The organism is Nakamurella aerolata (assembly GCF_013002705.1).
GTDB classification, from domain to species: Bacteria; Actinomycetota; Actinomycetes; order Mycobacteriales; family Nakamurellaceae; genus Nakamurella; species Nakamurella aerolata.
In genome coordinates, this window is record NZ_JABEND010000004.1 from 336,814 (window position 1) to 353,443 (window position 16,630).

The 16,630-nt window shown below is 68.8% G+C and carries 12 protein-coding genes and 1 riboswitch; of the genes, 7 read left to right on the forward strand and 5 right to left on the reverse strand.

Features of this window, described 5'->3' with window-relative positions; all coding sequences use genetic code 11:
* Positions 1 to 22 precede the first annotated feature (22 nt).
* Positions 23 to 784, reverse strand: coding sequence for a TetR/AcrR family transcriptional regulator C-terminal domain-containing protein (locus tag HKD39_RS09885; protein WP_171199683.1), 762 nt, complete (start codon positions 782 to 784; stop codon positions 23 to 25).
* A gap of 177 nt (positions 785 to 961) precedes the next feature.
* On the opposite strand from HKD39_RS09885, the gene HKD39_RS09890 reads away from it, so the two are divergent.
* Positions 962 to 2,512 (forward strand): MFS transporter, encoded by a 1,551-nt coding sequence (locus HKD39_RS09890; RefSeq protein ID WP_171199684.1) that lies wholly within the window; start codon positions 962 to 964, stop codon positions 2,510 to 2,512.
* A gap of 75 nt (positions 2,513 to 2,587) precedes the next feature.
* On the opposite strand, the gene glpK is transcribed toward HKD39_RS09890, so the two are convergent.
* The 4 genes from glpK to HKD39_RS09910 form a co-directional block, all read right to left on the reverse strand.
* On the reverse strand, positions 2,588 to 4,198 hold the full coding sequence (gene glpK / locus HKD39_RS09895; protein ID WP_171199685.1) for a glycerol kinase GlpK: 1,611 nt from the start codon (positions 4,196 to 4,198) through the stop codon (positions 2,588 to 2,590).
* Positions 4,199 to 4,299: 101 nt separating this feature from the next.
* Positions 4,300 to 4,995, reverse strand: a complete 696-nt coding sequence (locus HKD39_RS09900; RefSeq protein ID WP_171199741.1) for an MIP/aquaporin family protein — start codon at positions 4,993 to 4,995, stop codon at positions 4,300 to 4,302.
* A 282-nt stretch (positions 4,996 to 5,277) separates the two neighbouring features.
* Complete coding sequence (locus tag HKD39_RS09905) at positions 5,278 to 6,570, reverse strand: ribonucleotide-diphosphate reductase subunit beta (protein ID WP_212754363.1); 1,293 nt, start codon at positions 6,568 to 6,570, stop codon at positions 5,278 to 5,280.
* Positions 6,567 to 9,629 carry a ribonucleoside-diphosphate reductase subunit alpha gene (locus tag HKD39_RS09910; protein ID WP_246232396.1) on the reverse strand — a complete coding sequence of 1,021 codons (3,063 nt, stop codon included), beginning with the start codon at positions 9,627 to 9,629 and terminating at the stop codon, positions 6,567 to 6,569. The genes HKD39_RS09905 and HKD39_RS09910 overlap by 4 nt, the downstream gene beginning before the upstream one ends.
* A gap of 212 nt (positions 9,630 to 9,841) precedes the next feature.
* Positions 9,842 to 10,065, reverse strand: a riboswitch (cobalamin riboswitch).
* A gap of 178 nt (positions 10,066 to 10,243) precedes the next feature.
* On the opposite strand from HKD39_RS09910, the gene HKD39_RS09915 reads away from it, so the two are divergent.
* The 6 genes from HKD39_RS09915 (at position 10,244) to HKD39_RS09940 (ending at position 16,628) form a co-directional block, all read left to right on the forward strand.
* On the forward strand, positions 10,244 to 12,055 hold the full coding sequence (locus tag HKD39_RS09915; protein ID WP_171199686.1) for a glycerol-3-phosphate dehydrogenase/oxidase: 1,812 nt from the start codon (positions 10,244 to 10,246) through the stop codon (positions 12,053 to 12,055).
* Positions 12,056 to 12,126: 71 nt separating this feature from the next.
* Positions 12,127 to 12,978 (forward strand): DUF4129 domain-containing protein, encoded by an 852-nt coding sequence (locus HKD39_RS09920; RefSeq protein WP_171199687.1) that lies wholly within the window; start codon positions 12,127 to 12,129, stop codon positions 12,976 to 12,978.
* Positions 12,975 to 13,577 carry a hypothetical protein gene (locus tag HKD39_RS09925; protein ID WP_171199688.1) on the forward strand — a complete coding sequence of 201 codons (603 nt, stop codon included), beginning with the start codon at positions 12,975 to 12,977 and terminating at the stop codon, positions 13,575 to 13,577. Before HKD39_RS09920 ends, HKD39_RS09925 begins: the two co-directional genes overlap by 4 nt.
* Before the next feature lie 83 nt (positions 13,578 to 13,660).
* Positions 13,661 to 14,731: an AAA family ATPase gene (locus HKD39_RS09930; protein WP_171199689.1), complete on the forward strand. Its 1,071-nt coding sequence runs from the start codon at positions 13,661 to 13,663 to the stop codon at positions 14,729 to 14,731.
* Positions 14,728 to 16,134, forward strand: coding sequence for a DUF58 domain-containing protein (locus tag HKD39_RS20060; protein WP_171199690.1), 1,407 nt, complete (start codon positions 14,728 to 14,730; stop codon positions 16,132 to 16,134). The genes HKD39_RS09930 and HKD39_RS20060 overlap by 4 nt, the downstream gene beginning before the upstream one ends.
* A complete protein-coding gene (locus HKD39_RS09940) occupies positions 16,131 to 16,628 on the forward strand; it encodes a hypothetical protein (protein ID WP_171199691.1) in 498 nt (165 codons plus the stop codon). Before HKD39_RS20060 ends, HKD39_RS09940 begins: the two co-directional genes overlap by 4 nt.
* Positions 16,629 to 16,630: the final 2 nt, after the last annotated feature.

Consider the following 16,630-nt stretch of genomic DNA (forward strand, 5'->3'; position numbering starts at 1 on the left):
CAACCGGGCGAGCTGAGCTGCCTCATCCCTGCCCTGTTGGCGTGCGCCGATGCCTGGGTCGTCCATCACCGCCCGCGCTGACCATCAGCGAAAGGCCTTGCATCAGCGCGTCGAGGCCGATCTCGAAGTTCCGGCGGCGCAGATCGTCGAAGGAGGCGTCGTTCTCGGCCCACCACTGTTGCAGGTGCGGGGCTCCGGGGAGCTGGTCGGCGTAGAACTCCGTCATCGCCGCTTCCATCTGCTGTTCCGTCATCCCTGAGCGGTTCTTCAGGTCAACCCACGCCGCTTCGGTCATGGTCGCGCCGAGTACGAACGCCCCGACCGCCGATGATGCCTGGGTGGCCATCGCGGTGCTGAGACCGGCGGCATACAGCACCCCCAAGAGATGGTTGGACAGCCGCAGGGCGTTCGGGCCGAGGTTCGCGCGGGAGCCGAACACGTTGATCAACCATGGGTGGCTGAGCACCACCCGGCGCAGGTCGGCCGCGTAGTTGCGCAGCGCCGCCATCCAGTCTTTGTCAGTCGGCAGCGGTACCTGACCCATGGTGGCATCCAGCACCAGGTCGAGCAGTTCGTCCTTGTTCTTGACGTGCCAGTAGGCGCTGGTGGCACCGGATCCCAGCCGGGAGCCGAGTCGCCGCATGCTCAGCTTGTCGATGCCGTCCTCGTCGAGCATCTCGATGGCCGCGGCAACGATGCGGTCGCGGTCAAGGCTCGGCCGGTCGCTGCGCGCCGGCCGGTGTGTCGACCAGAACGACGAGGCGATCGGATTCTGCTTGGCCATCTGATCCCCCTTCGGTGAGCTGCCAGGTTATCCAGCGCCGAGCCCGGCTGTGCCGCGGATCATCGCGAAACCGCGGCCCTCACTCTATCGCACAGCGTTCGAGAGACGTACAGTGTGCGAGTTACTCGAACAGTGTGCGAGGGCGTTGGGCTCTTGCCCGAGTGAATCGAAGGCGTGATGAAGGTGTCAGAGCCCGAGCAGGTCACGGACGAACTCCGTGAGGTCCAGCAGTCGCCACGGCGGTGGTGGATCCTTGCTGCACTGTGTCTTTCGCTGATGGTGGTGGTGATCGACAACACCGTGCTGAACGTCGCGATCCCCAGTCTGGTCAGCGAGCTGGGCGCCAGCAGTTCGCAGATCCAGTGGATCTTGGATTCCTACATCCTGGTGTTCGCCGGGCTGCTGCTCACCGCAGGCAGCCTGTCCGACCGGCACGGCCGCCGCCTCGGACTGGTGGTGGGCCTTGTGGTGTTCGGTGCCGCGTCGCTGGCCGCGTCGTTCGCGGTCAATCCGACGCAGCTGATCATCGCCAGAGCGGTGATGGGTCTTGGCGCCGCGTTCCTGATGCCCGGAACGCTGTCCATCATCACAACGGTGTTCAGCGACGCCGAGCGCAAGAAGGCGATAGCGATCTGGAGCAGCGTGCTGATGCTGGGTGCGCTGGCCGGACCGACCCTTGGAGGTGTTCTGCTCGAACACTTCTGGTGGGGTTCGGTTTTCCTGATCAACGTGCCGATCGCCGCGGTGGGCATCATCGCCGCACTCATCATCATTCCGGAGTCCAGAGGTGCGGCGTTGCCGCCGGACGTGCCCGGCGCCATCACCTCGACCCTGGGTCTGGCGGCGCTGATCTGGGCCATCATCGAGGCGTCCGAGCGGGGTTGGGCGGACGGCACCGTGCTGGCCTTCCTGGCGGCTGCTGTTGTGCTGCTGTTGTTGTTCGTCATCCGAGAATCCAAGGCGCCCAACGCGATGCTGCCGATGAGCCTGTTCCGCGAGCGCAACTTTTCCGGCGCCAGCTTGTCCATCGTGTTGCTCGCGCTGGCCAGTGGCGGGATCCTGCTGGCGCTGACCCAATACCTGCAGTTCGTGCTCGGGTTCAGCCCGCTGCGGGCCGGCCTCGCCCTCACCCCGCTGGTGGTGGTGGGCATGGCGTTCAACGGCGTCGGCGTGATTGTCGACAAGAAGTTCGGTGCCAGGGTGGCGGTATCGACGGGATTGTTGTTGCTGGCGGCCGGATTTGCCTCGCTGCTGCTGATCGACACCGGCGATGGTTACGGCACCCTCACCGTTGCCCTTGTTGTGCTCGGCGCCGGCAGCGGCATCGCGGGGCCGGCGGCTTACGGCACCTTGCTCGGGTCGTTGCCCAAAGATCGGGCCGGCGTCGGCTCGGCGGTCAACGACACCGTGCAGCAGGTCGGCCAGGCGCTGAGCATCGCGGTGCTGGGCACCGTCCTCACCGCCGTGTTCCGGTCCGAGATGCCCGGCGACGCCCCTGCGGCGGTGCGCAACTCGGTCGGCGCCGCCATGCAAACCGCGCGGGCCACCGGTGACGACGCGCTGGCTGCCGCTGCTCAGCAATCGTTTGTCAGCGCCATGTCGGTGACGGCGGTGATCGGCGTCTGCGCCGGTGTGGTGGCGGCCGTGGTCGCCGGGTTGGTGCTGCGCCGCCCGCCGGCGGCGACGAAGCCCGACCCGAGTGCGGAACTGCAGACCGCCGGCCGCTGAGGCCCGGACGCAGCAGCGGCGGCGCGGATCCCCAAGGACCGGCGCCGCCGCTGCTGACCAACAGCTATCTGGCTGCTATGTGCTGGCCGCCTCTTCGGAGGTCGCTTCTTCGGCCACCGCGTCCTCGGTCTCCTTGACGTCGGCGTCGACCCAGTCGAAGGTCTTGGTGACGGCCTTCTTCCATTGCTTGAGCAGCTTTTCCCGCTCGGCGTCGTCGATCTGCGGGTCCCAGCGCTTGTCTTCCGCCCAGTTGTTGCGGATGTCGTCCTCTGACTCCCAGTAGCCGACGGCCAGCCCGGCGGCGTATGCCGCGCCGAGCGCGGTGGTCTCGTTGACGACCGGGCGGATCACCGGCACCCCGATGATGTCGGCCTGGAACTGCATCAGGGTCTCGTTGACCACCATGCCGCCGTCCACCTTGAGCTCGGTGAGGTCGACACCGGAGTCGGCGTTCATCGCGTCGAGCACCTCGCGGGACTGGAAGGCCGTTGCCTCAAGGACAGCGCGGGCCAGGTGCCCCTTGTTCACGTAACGGGTCAGCCCGACGATGGCGCCGCGGGCGTCGGAGCGCCAGTACGGCGCGAACAGGCCGGAGAACGCGGGAACGAAGTAGGCGCCGCCGTTGTCGTCGACGGTCTTGGCCAGCTTCTCGATGTCCGGCGCGGCCGGGATCAGGCCGAGGTTGTCGCGCACCCACTGCACCAGCGAACCGGTGACGGCGATGGAGCCCTCGAGGGCGTAGACCGTGTCCTGGTCGCCGATCTTGTAGCAGATGGTGGTGAGCAGTCCGTTGCTGCTCATCTTCTTCTCGGTGCCGGTGTTGATGAGCATGAAATTGCCGGTGCCGTAAGTGTTCTTGGCATCACCGGGGGACAGGCAGGCCTGCCCGAAGGTGGCGGCCTGCTGGTCGCCGAGGATGCCGGCGATCGGTACCCCGGCCAGCACCCCGCGCGGGCGGACGTGGCCGTACTCCTCGCTGGATGAGCGGATCTCTGGAAGCATCGACAGCGGAATGTCCATGTCCTTGGCGATGTCGGCGTCCCAGTCCAGGGTGTCGAGATCCATCAGCATGGTGCGGGAGGCGTTGGTCGGGTCGGTGACGTGCAGGCCGCCGTCGGGCCCGCCGGTGAGGTTCCACAGCACCCAGGTGTCCATGTTGCCGAAGATCAGGTCGCCGGCTTCCGCCTTTTCCCTTGCGCCGTCGACGTTCTCCAGGATCCAGGCCACCTTCGGGCCGGAGAAGTAGGTGGCCAGCGGCAGCCCCACCTTGGCCTTGTACTTGTCCTGACCGTCCGACCCGGCAAGGCGCTCGACGATCTTGTCGGTGCGGGTGTCCTGCCAGACGATCGCGTTGTACACCGGCTCGCCGGTGTTCTTGTCCCAGACCAGCGCGGTCTCGCGCTGGTTGGTGATGCCGACCGCGGCGATGTCGGAGGCCGACAGGTCGGCCTTGGCCAGCGCGCCGGCGGTGACGGTGCGGGTGTTCTCCCAGATCTCTTTGGCGTCGTGCTCGACCCAGCCGGCCTGCGGGAAGATCTGCTCGTGCTCCTTCTGGTCGACGGCGACCACCCTGCCCTCGTGGTTGAAGATCATGCATCGGGTGGACGTGGTGCCCTGGTCGATCGCGGCGATGTACTTGCCGGACAGGTCTTTTCCGGAGTCGCTTGCAGAGTCCTTGTCAGCCATGGGGTTCCCTTCGCTGTCGGTTCAGCTGTCTGAGGTTGTCGGCTTGCTGTTGCTGGATGATCAAGTGTGCCGGTGGCGGCGGCGGGCCGCCTTGCCGGGGGTCAGCCGTTGAAGGCGCGCTGGATCTGCTCGATCAGCGCCTGCGCGTCGATCAGCTTGTACACGCCGACGGCGATGGCAGCGCCGACCATCGGGCCGACCACCGGAATCCACGAGTAGCTCCAGTCGGACGAGCCCTTGCCCTTGATCGGCAGCACCGCGTGCGCGATGCGCGGGCCAAGGTCACGCGCCGGGTTGATGGCGTAACCGGTGGGGCCACCGAGCGAGGCGCCGATGCCGACCACCAGCAGGCCGACGGCCAGCGGGGCGCCGATCATCGCGGCCGGGGTGCCGCCGAGCACCAGGATGACGATGACAAGCACGAAGGTGGCGATGATCTCGGTGACCAGGTTCCACGGGTAGCTGCGGATCGCCGGACCGGTGGAGAAGACGCCGAGCTTGTTGGCCGGGTCGGGCTCGTCGTCGAAGTGCTGCTTGTAGGCCAGCCAGCAGAGCACCGCGCCGAGGAAGGCGCCGATCATCTCGGCCGCCCAGTACGCCAGCGCGTGCCCGAAATCGATGTTGCCGAGCATCAGCTGCGAGAGGGTGACGGCCGGGTTCAGGTGCGCGCCGGTCGGGAACGCGGCATACACACCGGCGAAAACGCCGAGGCCCCAACCGAAGTTGACCATCAGGAAGCCGCCGGCGTTGCCCTTGGTCTTGGCCAGCGCGACGTTGGCGACCACACCGCAGCCCATCAGCAGCAGGATCGCGGTGCCGAGAATCTCGTAGGTGAAGATGTGCCCGATCGTGGCCTGATCCACGCTGACCTCCTGTACAGGACGGCCGGGATCGTCCCTGCCGTTGGGGTTGTTGCGGCGCCGCGCCGGGATCGTCCGCGTCGGTGCCCTGAGGTGACGACCATCACAAAGCTAGTCGAGCGGGGACGAAATGAAAACGGCCGCACGCTCGGCTCCATGGGTGGAACCGGGCGTGCGGCCGTTAAGTTACCGGTCAGTAGCTTGGATGTAAATGCGGCCCTACCACTGCAACTGCGAGCCGGTCTGGTACTCGATGACGCGGGTCTCGAAGAAGTTCTTCTCCTTCTTGAGATCCATGGCCTCGCTCATCCACGGGAACGGGTTGTCGGTGTCGTCGAACAGCGGAGCCAGGCCGATCTGGGCGCACCGCCGATTGGTGATGAAGTGCATGTACTGCGCGCACTGCTCGGCGGTGAGGCCGAGCATGCCGGTCGGCATGGTGTCGCGGCCGTAGGAGATCTCCAGCTCGCACGCCTTGGCCAGCATGTCGCGCACCTCGGCCTGGAACTCCGGCGTCCACAGGTGCGGGTTCTCGATCTTGATCTGGTTGATCACGTCGATGCCGAAGTTCAGGTGGATGGACTCGTCCCGCAGGATGTACTGGTACTGCTCGGCGATGCCGACCATCTTGTTGCGCCGGCCCAGCGACAGGATCTGTGCGAACCCGGTGTAGAACCACATGCCCTCGAAGATCACGTAGAAGGCGATCAGGTCGCGCAGGAATGCCTGGTCCGACTCCTGCGTCCCGGTGCGAAACCCGGGGTCCTCCAACGAGTTCGTGTACTGCAGCGCCCAGGCGTCCTTGTCGGTGATGGACGGCACCTCGCGGTACATGTTGAACAGCTCGCCGGGCTCGAGGTTGAGCGACGTGCAGATGTACTGGAAGGTGTGCGTGTGCACGGCCTCCTCGAAGGCCTGCCGCAGCAGATACTGCCGGCACTCCGGGTTGGTCAGCTGCCGGTACACCGCCAGCACGATGTTGTTGGCCACCAACGATTCCGCGGTCGCGAAGAACCCGAGATTGCGTTTGACCATCATCCGCTCGGCGTCGGTGAGACCGGTGGCCGGATCGCTGGAGCGCCAGCAGGCGATGTCCGCCTGCATCGACACCTCGGTCGGCATCCAGTGGTTGTTGCAGCCGGCCAGGTATTTCTCCCACGCCCACTCGTATTTCAGCGGCAGTAGCTGGTTGACGTCGGCGCGAGCGTTGATCATCGCCTTCTCCGACACGTTCACCCGCCCCGCGGTGCCGAGGCTGCGGTCGATGTCGCCCAGGCCGCTGGTGTCGGCCGTTTCGGCCGTTTCGGCCGGGTCGGCGGCGGAATCAGCGGGGGGTGTGGCGGTGACGGGGACGTCGGGGGAGACGGCGAGCCCGCCGTCCGCCGTGCTGGTCGAACCGGTGCTGGTCGAACCGGTGGCGTCCGAGCCGGTGGCCGGCGCGGTCGGCCGGGCAGCAGGTGCTTCGCCGGCGGCGGCATCGGTGACGGGATCGTCCCACGACAGGGAACTCATTGGCAGGCCTCGCAATCGGGGTTGTCGATGGAGCAGGCAGCGACGTCGCTGCCGGGCAACACGGTCGGAATGTCGGATGCAGCAACCGATGCCGAAGGGCTCGGCATCGCTGCGCTCGCCGCGGGAACGGTGACGGCCGGCGTCGCGGCGATTGGGCCAGGGCTCGGCTTGCCTGCGCTCGCCGAGGGAGCGGCGGCTGCCGGCGTGGCGGCAATCGGGCCAGGGCTCGGCATCGCTGCGCTCGCCGAGGGCGCGGCGGAAGCGTTGGCGGACACCGCGTTCAGCTTGCCGTCGGTGCCGCGCAGGGTCGACTTCTCCACGTGCGTCGCCGAGGTGGAGCGCAGGTAGTAGGTGGTCTTGCAGCCGGTGTGCCAGGCCATCCGGTACAGCTCGTCAAGGTCTCGGCCGCTGGGCGCCGCGATGTACAGGTTCAGCGACTGCGCCTGGTCCAGCCACTTCTGCCGGCGCGACGCCGCCTGGATCAACCACGACCCGTGGATCTCGAAGGCGGTGGCGAACAGCTCCTTCACATCGGCCGGGATGCGGTCGATCTCCCACAGCGAACCGTCGAAATACTTCAGGTCACCCACCATCACCTCGTCCCACAGGTCGCGGCGCTTCAACTCGGCGACCAGATGCTCGTTGATCACCGTGAAGTCGCCGCTCATGTTCGACTTGACGAACAGGTTGCGGTAGGTCGGCTCGATCGACTGCGACACCCCGACAATGTTCGAGATGGTCGCCGTCGGCGCGATCGCCATCACATTCGAGTTGCGCATGCCCTGACTGATCACCTTGCTGCGCAACGCATCCCAGTCCATCCGCTGGGTCCGGTCCTGCTGCAGCTCGCCGCCACGGGCCTCGGCCAGCAGCTCGATCGAGTCGATCGGCAGCACCCCCCGGCTCCACAGCGAACCCTCGAAGCTGGGGTAGCGGCCGCGCTGCACGGCCAGGTCGGACGATGCCGAGATGGCCCAGTACGACAGCTGTTCCATGGACTCGTCGGCGAAGGCCACCGCGGCGTCCGAGGCATAAGGGATGCCGAGCCGGTACAGGCAGTCGGCGAAACCCATCAGCCCGAGACCGACCGGCCGGTGTGAAAGGTTCGACCGGCGTGCCGACGGGATCGTGTACAGGTTGATGTCGATGACGTTGTCCAGCATCCGCACCGCGGTGGTGACCGTTCGCCGCAACTTCTCGGTGTCAAGGCCGACGGTGCCGGCCCCGGGGCCGTCCTGCAGCAGCCGGACGTGGGCGGCCAGATTCACCGAACCCAGGTTGCAGACGGCGGTTTCGGCGCCGTCGCGGGTCTGTCCGACCCCCGGCTTGGTGTTCAGGGTGATCTCGGTGCACAGGTTCGACGAGTGCACCACCCCGACGTGCTGCTGCGGCGAGCGCAGGTTGCAGGCGTCCTTGAAGGTGATCCACGGGTGCCCGGTCTCGAACAGGGCGGTGAGCATCTTGCGCCACAGGTCCAACGCCGGAACCCGGCGGAACACCCGCAGCTCGCCGCGATCGGCGGCGGCCTCGTACTCGCGGTAGCGCTCGGCGAAGGCAGTGCCGTACAGGTCGTGCAGATCGGGAACCTCGTCCGGAGAGAACAGCGTCCACTGCTCGCCGGACTCCACCCGGCGCAGGAACTCGTCCGGCACCCAGTTGGCGGTGTTCATGTCGTGGGTGCGGCGGCGGTCGTCACCGGTGTTGCGGCGCAGCTCGAGGAACTCCTCGATGTCGACGTGCCAGGTCTCCAGGTAGGCGCACACCGCACCCTTGCGCTTGCCGCCCTGGTTCACCGCGACGGCGGTGTCGTTGGCAATCTTCAGAAATGGCACAACACCTGAGGAGTTTCCGTTGGTGCCCTTGATGTGTGCGCCGATCCCGCGCACCGGCGTCCAGTCGTTCCCCAGGCCCCCGGAGAACTTGGCAAGCAGTGCGTTGTCGCGGATGCCGGCGAAGATGGCGGAGAGATCGTCGTCGACGGTGGTCAGGAAGCAGGACGACAGCTGCGGCCGGGTGGTACCCGAGTTGAACAGCGTCGGCGTCGAGCACATGAAGTCGAACGAGCTCAGCAACCGGTAGAACTCGATGGCGGCCGCGTCCCTGTCGATCTCCCTGACGGCCAGACCCATCGCCACCCGCATGAAAAACGCTTGCGGCAGTTCGTATCTGGTGCCCCGGTGGTGCAGGAAGTACCTGTCGTACAGGGTCTGCAGGCCGAGGTAGGTGAAGTCCAGATCGCGCTCGGCCTCGATGGCGGCGCCCAGCGCGTCAAGGTCGAACTCGGCCAGCTGCGGATCCAGTTGTTCCAGCTCGATTCCGCGCTGGATGTAGCCGGCGAAGTAGCCAGGGTACCGCTCGGCCATGTCCGCAGCGGTGGCCGACTCGGGGCTGCCGGACAGGAAGCTCAGCGCTTCGCTGCGCAGGCTGTCGGCGAGCAGCCGGGCTGCCACCGTCGAGTACGCCGGTTCACGCTCCACCAGGGTGCGGGCCGCCAGCACCGGGGCCTGCTGCAACTCCTTGACGCTGATGCCGTCGTAGACGGTGGCGTCGGTCGCGGTCAGCACCGCCTGCGGATCCGCATCCGAAAGTCCTTGGCAGGCTTCGGTAATCACGGTGACCAGCCGCTGGGTGTCGAGCGGGGCGCGGGTGCCGTCGGCCGCGGTGACGTGCACCACCGGCCGCTGCGGCGCGGCGGGCTGCGCCGGGGCGCTGGCCTGCCGTGCCCGCTCTTCGCGGGCCTGCCGGTGCTGTTCGCGGTACAGGATGTAGGCCCGCGCCACCTTCGGCTGCTCGGCCCGCATCAGCGCCAGCTCGACCTGATCCTGGATCGCCTCGAGGTCGAGCGGACGCCCGGCGGCCTGCCGCCTGGTGAGCACCTCGAGGACGGCGTCGGTCACCGAGCGGACCTGTGCGCGCAGCCGGGTGGAATGCTGCGCGGCTTCCCCTTCGACGGCAAGGAAGGCCTTGGTGACGGCGACCGCGATGCGGCCGGGGTCGAAGGGGACCACCTCGCCGTCGCGGCGCTGCACCGTCAGACCTGTGTCGACGGCCTCCGGCAACGGTGGTGGCGCCGGTTGAGCCGGGCTGTCGGCGGTGGGGGTGGCGGTGCCGGGGGTCAGGGTGCTGGTCACGGCAGTCTCCTCGCGGATGGCGTACTGCGGTGAGCGCGCGAGAGGAGTCGGGGCTGCCGAGTGCGCCGGCCACGGGGCCGACGCAGGGGTCGGGGAGTCCCGGCGTGCCCTCCCACGGGGCTGCGCCGCGGCGCGGGCCGGCGGCCCACGCACCGATGCCAGGTCTTCGGACTCGAGGGCGGCCTACTGGCGATCGCTTCCCGGGTCCGGTGGACCCAGTGCTGCTCCGGTGACGCCTGTCGGCGCTCGCCGGGATCGCTGTCGTTCCCTCTCACCGCTGCGGGGCAGTCCCGGATTCGCACCGGGTTCCCTTGTTCATCAGCACCGGGAACACTACACGGTCACCACCGACAGCCGTCTAGATGTAGCGGTCGACACGCCGTCCGACCCCAAAATGTTGGTGTTTCAGCGGTGTTTGCCCTGGATACGGCACGGGTGCAGGAGTGCGTGAGGCCGCGCTGTCGTTGGATGGGTGACCGGGCGGTAGGTTGGACGCAGCCCACGGGTGAACGGGGCGGGAAACCGGCGCGAGAGGGTGCGGCATGAGCGAGCAGAGCCAGCGGACCGACAAGCACAACGACCACGGCGCAGCCAATGCTCCGGTCGGCTCGGGCGATCCGGTGAGCGCCTCAAAGCTGGGGCCGGACGAGCGGGAACGCAACTGGGAGCGACTCGGCAGCGAGACCTTCGACGTCGTCATCATCGGCGGCGGCGTGGTCGGGGCCGGCGCGGCGCTCGATGCCGTCACCCGCGGGCTGTCCGTCGCCCTGATCGAGGCCCGCGACATCGCGTCCGGCACCTCGTCGCGCTCCAGCAAACTGTTCCACGGCGGCCTGCGCTACCTGGAGATGTTCGAGTTCGGGCTGGTCAAGGAGGCGCTGGCGGAGCGCGAACTGATGCTCACCAAGATCTGCCCGCACCTGGCGAAGCCGGTGTCGTTCCTCTACCCGCTGTCCAAGCCGGTGATCGAACGGCCTTATGTGGCAGCGGGTTTGATCATGTACGACACCATGGGTGGCGCCCGCAGCGTGCCCAGGCACAAGCACCTGACCAGGGCCGGTGCGCTGCGCATGGTGCCGGCCATGAAGAAGGACGCGCTGGTCGGCGGCATCAGGTACTACGACGGCCAGGTGGACGACGCCAGGCACACCCTTGCGGTCGCGCGGACCGCGGCCGCCTACGGTGCGGTGGTCCGCACCTCGACCCAGGTGGTCGAGTTCGTCAAGGAGGCGGACCGGATCACCGGGGTCAAGGTGCGTGACGTCGAGAACGGCAAAGAGACCACCGTCAAGGGCAGGGTCGTCATCAACGCCACCGGTGTCTGGACCGACGAGCTGCAACGGCTGTCCGGCGGCCGCGGCCGATTCAAGGTCCGCGCATCGAAGGGTGTGCACCTGGTGGTGCCGCGGGACAAGATCCCCTCGGAGAGCGGCATCATCCTGAAAACCGAGAAGTCGGTGCTGTTCGTCATCCCGTGGAAGTCGCACTGGATCGTCGGAACCACCGACACCGACTGGAATCTCGACCTGGCGCACCCGGCCGCGACCAAGGCCGACATCGACTACATCCTCGATCACGTCAACACGGTGCTCGCCACCCCGCTCACCCACGCCGACATCGAAGGTGTGTACGCCGGGCTGCGGCCGCTGCTGGCTGGGGAGAGCGAACAATCGTCAAAGCTCTCCCGCGAGCACGCGGTTGCCAGGGTGGCGCCCGGGCTGGTCGCCATCGCCGGCGGTAAATACACCACCTATCGGGTGATGGGCGCCGACGCCGTCGAGGCTGCCGCCGAAGATCTGCCCGGCCGGGTGAATCCTTCGTGCACCCAAGACATTCCGCTGATCGGCGCCGACGGCTACACCGCGCTGGTGAACCAGGCCGATCGGCTGGCCAGCGAGCACGGCGTGCATCCGTACCGGGTGCGGCACCTGCTGGATCGGTACGGCTCGCGCATCCACGAACTGTTCGAGCTGGCCGCCCAGCACCCGGGCGAGGACGGTGCGCCGTCACCGCTGTTGCAGCCGATCGCCGGCGCGCCGGAGTACCTGCTGGCGGAGGCGCTGTACGCGGTGACGCACGAGGGTGCGCTGCACCTGGAAGACGTGCTGGCCCGGCGCACCAGGATCTCGATCGAGACCAGCCACCGCGGCACCGAGTCGGCCCAGCAGGTCGCCGAGCTGATCGCTCCGGTGCTGGGCTGGGACGCCGCCACCACCAAGGAAGAGATCGACGGGTACATCGCCAGGGTTGCGGCGGAACGCAAATCGCAGACCGAGCCGGACGACGAGTCCGCCGACGAGGTGCGACTGCAGGCCCCGGAGATCCGTGACCTGTTGGTCTCGCCGGTTGCCTGAGCCGGCCCCGCCCGGCCGGCGCGCGACCGGAGCCCCCCCACCCCGAACCCACCTGAGCCGCTGACGACTCGATGAACCGTCCCGCCGCCCCGCCCCGGCTGTCGACCTCGTTGCGCGCCGCCATTTTCGGCATCGCGACGCTGGCGATTGTCGGGCTGGCGCTGGTGGCGGGCCAGATCGGCCGCTGGACCGCGCGCACGCCCACCGGCACACCGGTGCAGACCGTGCAGCGGCCCACCCTGCGCACCAGCGCCGCGGAAATCTCCATGTCGCAACGCGACGTAGCGCCGCCGGACGGGAACAGCCTCGACTGGCTCTACAAGACCATCATCATTGTCGGGTTGATCGCGCTGGGTGTTGTGGTGGCGATGTGGTGGGCGCGTACCGTCCGGGATTGGGTCAGGCAGCGGCAGATCGCCGAAACGGCACCGGACATCGCCCCTGAAGTGGTGGCGGTGCCGGCGGTGCCGACCATCGCCGAAGCCGCCGTCGGGCGCCAGTTCGACCCGCGCGCCGCCGCCGACGCGATCGTCTCCTGCTGGCTATGGGTGGAGAAAGCCGCTGCCGCCCAAGGTGTTCCGCGGGAGGATCAGGACACCCCCACCGAGTTCTTGCAGCGCTACCTCGACCAGACGTCGGCGCGCCACCCAGGCCGGGCCGAGGAGAACGACCGGCGGACCGCGGCCGCCGCGGCGCTGCTGCCGCTGTACCAGCGGGCGCGGTTCGACCAGGCCGCCCTCACCGAGACCGCTGCCCTGCAGGCCCGCGACGCGGCGCTGACCCTCGGTGCCGGGAAGACCCGCGGCCGGGCGGCGGACGTCAACACCGATCCCGATCGGCCGGCGCCGCAGGAGCAATCGAGCACCAGCACAACGGCAACCGGCCCGACCGGGCGCCGCGGCACCAGGGGAGGGCACCGGTGACCGCGGACGCTCCAGACCCCAAGCGGCCGCTACCGGACCCCGAGCTGCCATGGTGGCGGCTGCTGGTGATCCCGGGGCTGGCCGCCGTCGCCATCGGCATCGCCCTGTGGGCCGCCGGCGTCCCGGTGCCACGGCTGATCGGTATCGCGGTGACCATCGGCATCGTCACCTGGCTGCTGGTGCGCGGCGCCACCCTGAACCAACACCTGTGGCCGGAAGAACCGACCGTCGGCCCCGGCTGGGACCGCTCGTCGCGGATCTGGGAACAGCCTGGCCTTGACGCGGCGCTGGACCGGCCGCAGTTCATGGCGGGCAGACTGTTGCGGACGTTGCGGCAGGAGAGCGACGCGCTGCTGATCCGGCGCGGCCTTGATCCGGAATCCGACGAGGCGCGAGAGTTGTTGGGGCCGCGCACCTTTCAACTGCTCTACGCCGACGAAGCGCCGGTGGCGCAACGGGCCGAACTCCGCGCGATCATCGCTCGGCTCACCCAATTGGCGGCAACACCGCAACCCGGGGTACCTGCCCTGCAAATTCCCGCACGGCTGACCGCCCGGCCCGCGCGCCGGTTCCCGAGCTTCGGGCCGAGGCAGCAATGAGACCCGACCGCCGTGCCCGCAACCACGTCTATGCAATGAAGGACCACAGCACCCTGACCGGGTCAGAAACGGGGAAGTAGCCCATGAACCAGCCAGACAGCACCACCGTTACCCCGGCGGCGCCCGGACTGACACCGGAGCAGGTGGCGGCGCAAGCCGGCCAGATCGCCGCGGCCGTCGGGCAGGCGATGGTCGGCAACCACGCGGCGCTGCGAATGTCGCTGGCCGCGATCCTGGCCGGCGGCCACGTGCTGGTCGAGGACAACCCGGGGCTGGGAAAGACGTTGATGGCGCGGAGTTTGGCCGGTGCTCTCGGCCTGTCGTTCCGGCGGCTGCAGTTCACCCCTGACCTGCTGCCGGCCGACATCACCGGCTCCTACCTGTACAACCCTGGCAAGGCCGAGTTCACCTTCCAGCCCGGCCCGGTGTTCGCCGGGCTGCTGCTGGCCGACGAGCTCAACCGCACGCCGCCGAAGACGCAGTCGGCGCTGCTGGAGGCGATGCAGGAGGGCCAGGTGTCGGTGGAGGGCACCACCCACCCGCTGCCCAAGCCGTTCCACGTGATCGCCACCGCCAACCAGATCGAATACGAAGGCACCTACGCCCTTCCGGAGGCCCAGCTGGACCGGTTCGCGGTGCGGCTGCGGCTCGGCTACCCGACCCCCGAATCGGAACTGGAGATGCTGCGCCGCCGGGTGGCGCGCGCCGCCGGCGACCCTGCCGTCCCGCCGGTCACCGACCCTGACGGCCTGCTGGCGCTGCAGCAGGGCGTCGAGCACATCACCGTCGACGGCGATGTGCTGGGCTACTGCGTCGATCTGGCGGCGGCCTCGCGCCGGCACGACGCCGTCGATGCCGGGGTCTCGCCCCGCGGCACCCAGGCGCTGATGCTGATGGCGCGGGCCTGGGCGGTGCTGGACGGGCGGCCGTATGTGCTGCCCGAAGACGTGAAAGCCGTTGCGGTACCGGCACTTGCGCACCGGTTGGTGCTCAAGCTGCAGGCCTACGCCGACGCCCTCACCGGGGAGGACGTGGTGCGGACGTTGCTGGCGACGGTACCGACGCCGCCCAGCCGCCGCGCCGGCATGGTCGACATGCAAGGTCCGCAGCAGCAACAGCAGCAACAGTTCCGACCAGGACCGCCGCCCTCGTGAGCACCTGGTTCGTCACCCCGGCGATGTACCGGGCGTTGGCGGTGATCGTCTTCGGTGTCGGGCTCGGCCTGTCGGTGGGCCGGCCCGATGTGGTGCTGCTCGCCGCTCCGATCGCGGTCGCGCTGTTGGCCGCGCTGGCCGGCATGCGGCACTGGCCCAAGCGTCGCCCGGTCTCCGACCCGCACGCCGACTCCGAGGTGGGCGACGCCATCGTCTCCGGGTCGCGGGTGCGGGTCCGGACGACGCTGACCGGGCTGGACGACGCCGAGCTGGTCACCGTCCGGCTACCGGACACCACCGAACGCCCGACCGGGCTGACCAAGGTGATCGCCGGCGCCGACGGAGCAACCGGCGGTAGCAAGGTGGTCGACGTCGACGTCGACAGTCGCAGCTGGGGCACCACCCGCATCGCCAGACCCGACCTGCTGGCCGCCGGACCCGACGGCCTGCTGGCCACCGCCCCCGTCACCGGACGGGAACTTGTCGAGCTGGTGCTGCCCGCAGCCCCTCGGCAACGGCCCTTGCCGCTGCCGCCCATCGACGGCGGCTGGGCCGGCGCGCACCTGTCCAGGCGCCCGGGGCAGGGCAACGACCTGGTGGATCTGCGCGACTTCGTCGCCGGCGACCGGATGCGCGCCGTGCACTGGCGAGCCTACGCCCGGTTGGGAAAGCTGTACACCCGGCGCACCCTTTCCGATGCCGACGCCGAACTGACGCTCTGCCTGGACCTGCGCACCAACCTGGCACCCCGAGTGCCACCGCCCCCCATCGGCTGGGTGAACAGGATGGCCGCCAGCCTGCAGGAAACCATTCAGCTGCTCCGTGACCGCCGATCCGAACGCGCCGGCGGCCCCGGCACCAAGGAACGACTGGACGCCAGAGAACGTGCCCGCTACGGCAGCCTCGATCACACCGCGCGGGCCGCCGCCGCCATCGCGGCGACTCAGATCGGCGCTGGCGACCGGGTCGGCATGCTGTCGGTGACGGGCGATCGCCGGCCGATCCGCAGCGGCGGCGGAAACCGTCACCTGCAACGCATTCGCTACGAGCTGGCCACCATGCGGGTGTCGCCGCTGCGGCTGACACCGGCCGCCAACTGGCACCTGCGCCCCGGTGCGATCGTGCTGTTGCTCAGCCCGCTCAACGACGACGACATCGTCGAGGCGGCCAGGGCGGTGCGCGGCCGTGGGCATCAGCTGATCGTCGTCGACACGCTGCCGCGCGACGAGATCGTCCGGGCCGCCACCGCTCCCCAGCTGGATCATCTTCGGGTGGTGAACGTGCAGCGCGAGTTGCGCATCGATCACCTGAAGCGGCACGGGATTCCGGTGCTGCACTGGGCGGACGGGCACATCGAGACCCAACTCGCCGCCGCCATCCGACTGACCAGGACGCGCCGATGAGCCGCCCGGGCGAACCCGTGCGCGGCACCGCCGGCGCCCCGCCGGCCGCTGACCCGGCGGGCGCTGAGCGGGCAGCAGCGGCGGCACGGACGGTGCCCGGCTGGGGTCTGCGCGGAGCTCTTGGGCTGGCTTGCGGGCTGCTGGTGGTGCTGACCGTGGTGACCGGTCAGGACCTGGCCGCCGTGTCGATGGCAACGGCGGTGCTGGTCGCCACCACCGTTTACACCGTCGCCGCGCCCGGTGGGCCGGCGGCGGCGCTGCTGCTGATCGGTGTGATGGGCGTGCATCTGGCGTTCGGCGGACCCGTCCTCGATGTGCGCGTGGCGCTGCTGGCGGTGCTGATGCTGGCGGTTCACCAACTCGCCGGCATCTGCGCGGCGGTGCCGGTGCGGGCCCAGGTGACACTGCAGGCGCTGCGGCCGGTGGCGATCAGGTTCGCGATCGCCGCCGGTGCCGGGGTGCTGGCGCTGGTGCTGGTCGCCGTCCTCAGCTGACG

Coding starts and splice junctions, on each gene's coding strand:
- HKD39_RS09885 (WP_171199683.1), bottom strand. CDS start 784: ATGGCCAAGCAGAATCCGATCGCCTCGTCGTTCTGGTCGACACACCGG.
- HKD39_RS09890 (WP_171199684.1), top strand. CDS start 962: ATGAAGGTGTCAGAGCCCGAGCAGGTCACGGACGAACTCCGTGAGGTC.
- glpK (WP_171199685.1), bottom strand. CDS start 4,198: ATGGCTGACAAGGACTCTGCAAGCGACTCCGGAAAAGACCTGTCCGGC.
- HKD39_RS09900 (WP_171199741.1), bottom strand. CDS start 4,995: ATGGGCTGCGGTGTGGTCGCCAACGTCGCGCTGGCCAAGACCAAGGGC.
- HKD39_RS09905 (WP_212754363.1), bottom strand. CDS start 6,570: ATGAGTTCCCTGTCGTGGGACGATCCCGTCACCGATGCCGCCGCCGGC.
- HKD39_RS09915 (WP_171199686.1), top strand. CDS start 10,244: ATGAGCGAGCAGAGCCAGCGGACCGACAAGCACAACGACCACGGCGCA.
- HKD39_RS09920 (WP_171199687.1), top strand. CDS start 12,127: ATGAACCGTCCCGCCGCCCCGCCCCGGCTGTCGACCTCGTTGCGCGCC.
- HKD39_RS09930 (WP_171199689.1), top strand. CDS start 13,661: ATGAACCAGCCAGACAGCACCACCGTTACCCCGGCGGCGCCCGGACTG.
- HKD39_RS09940 (WP_171199691.1), top strand. CDS start 16,131: ATGAGCCGCCCGGGCGAACCCGTGCGCGGCACCGCCGGCGCCCCGCCG.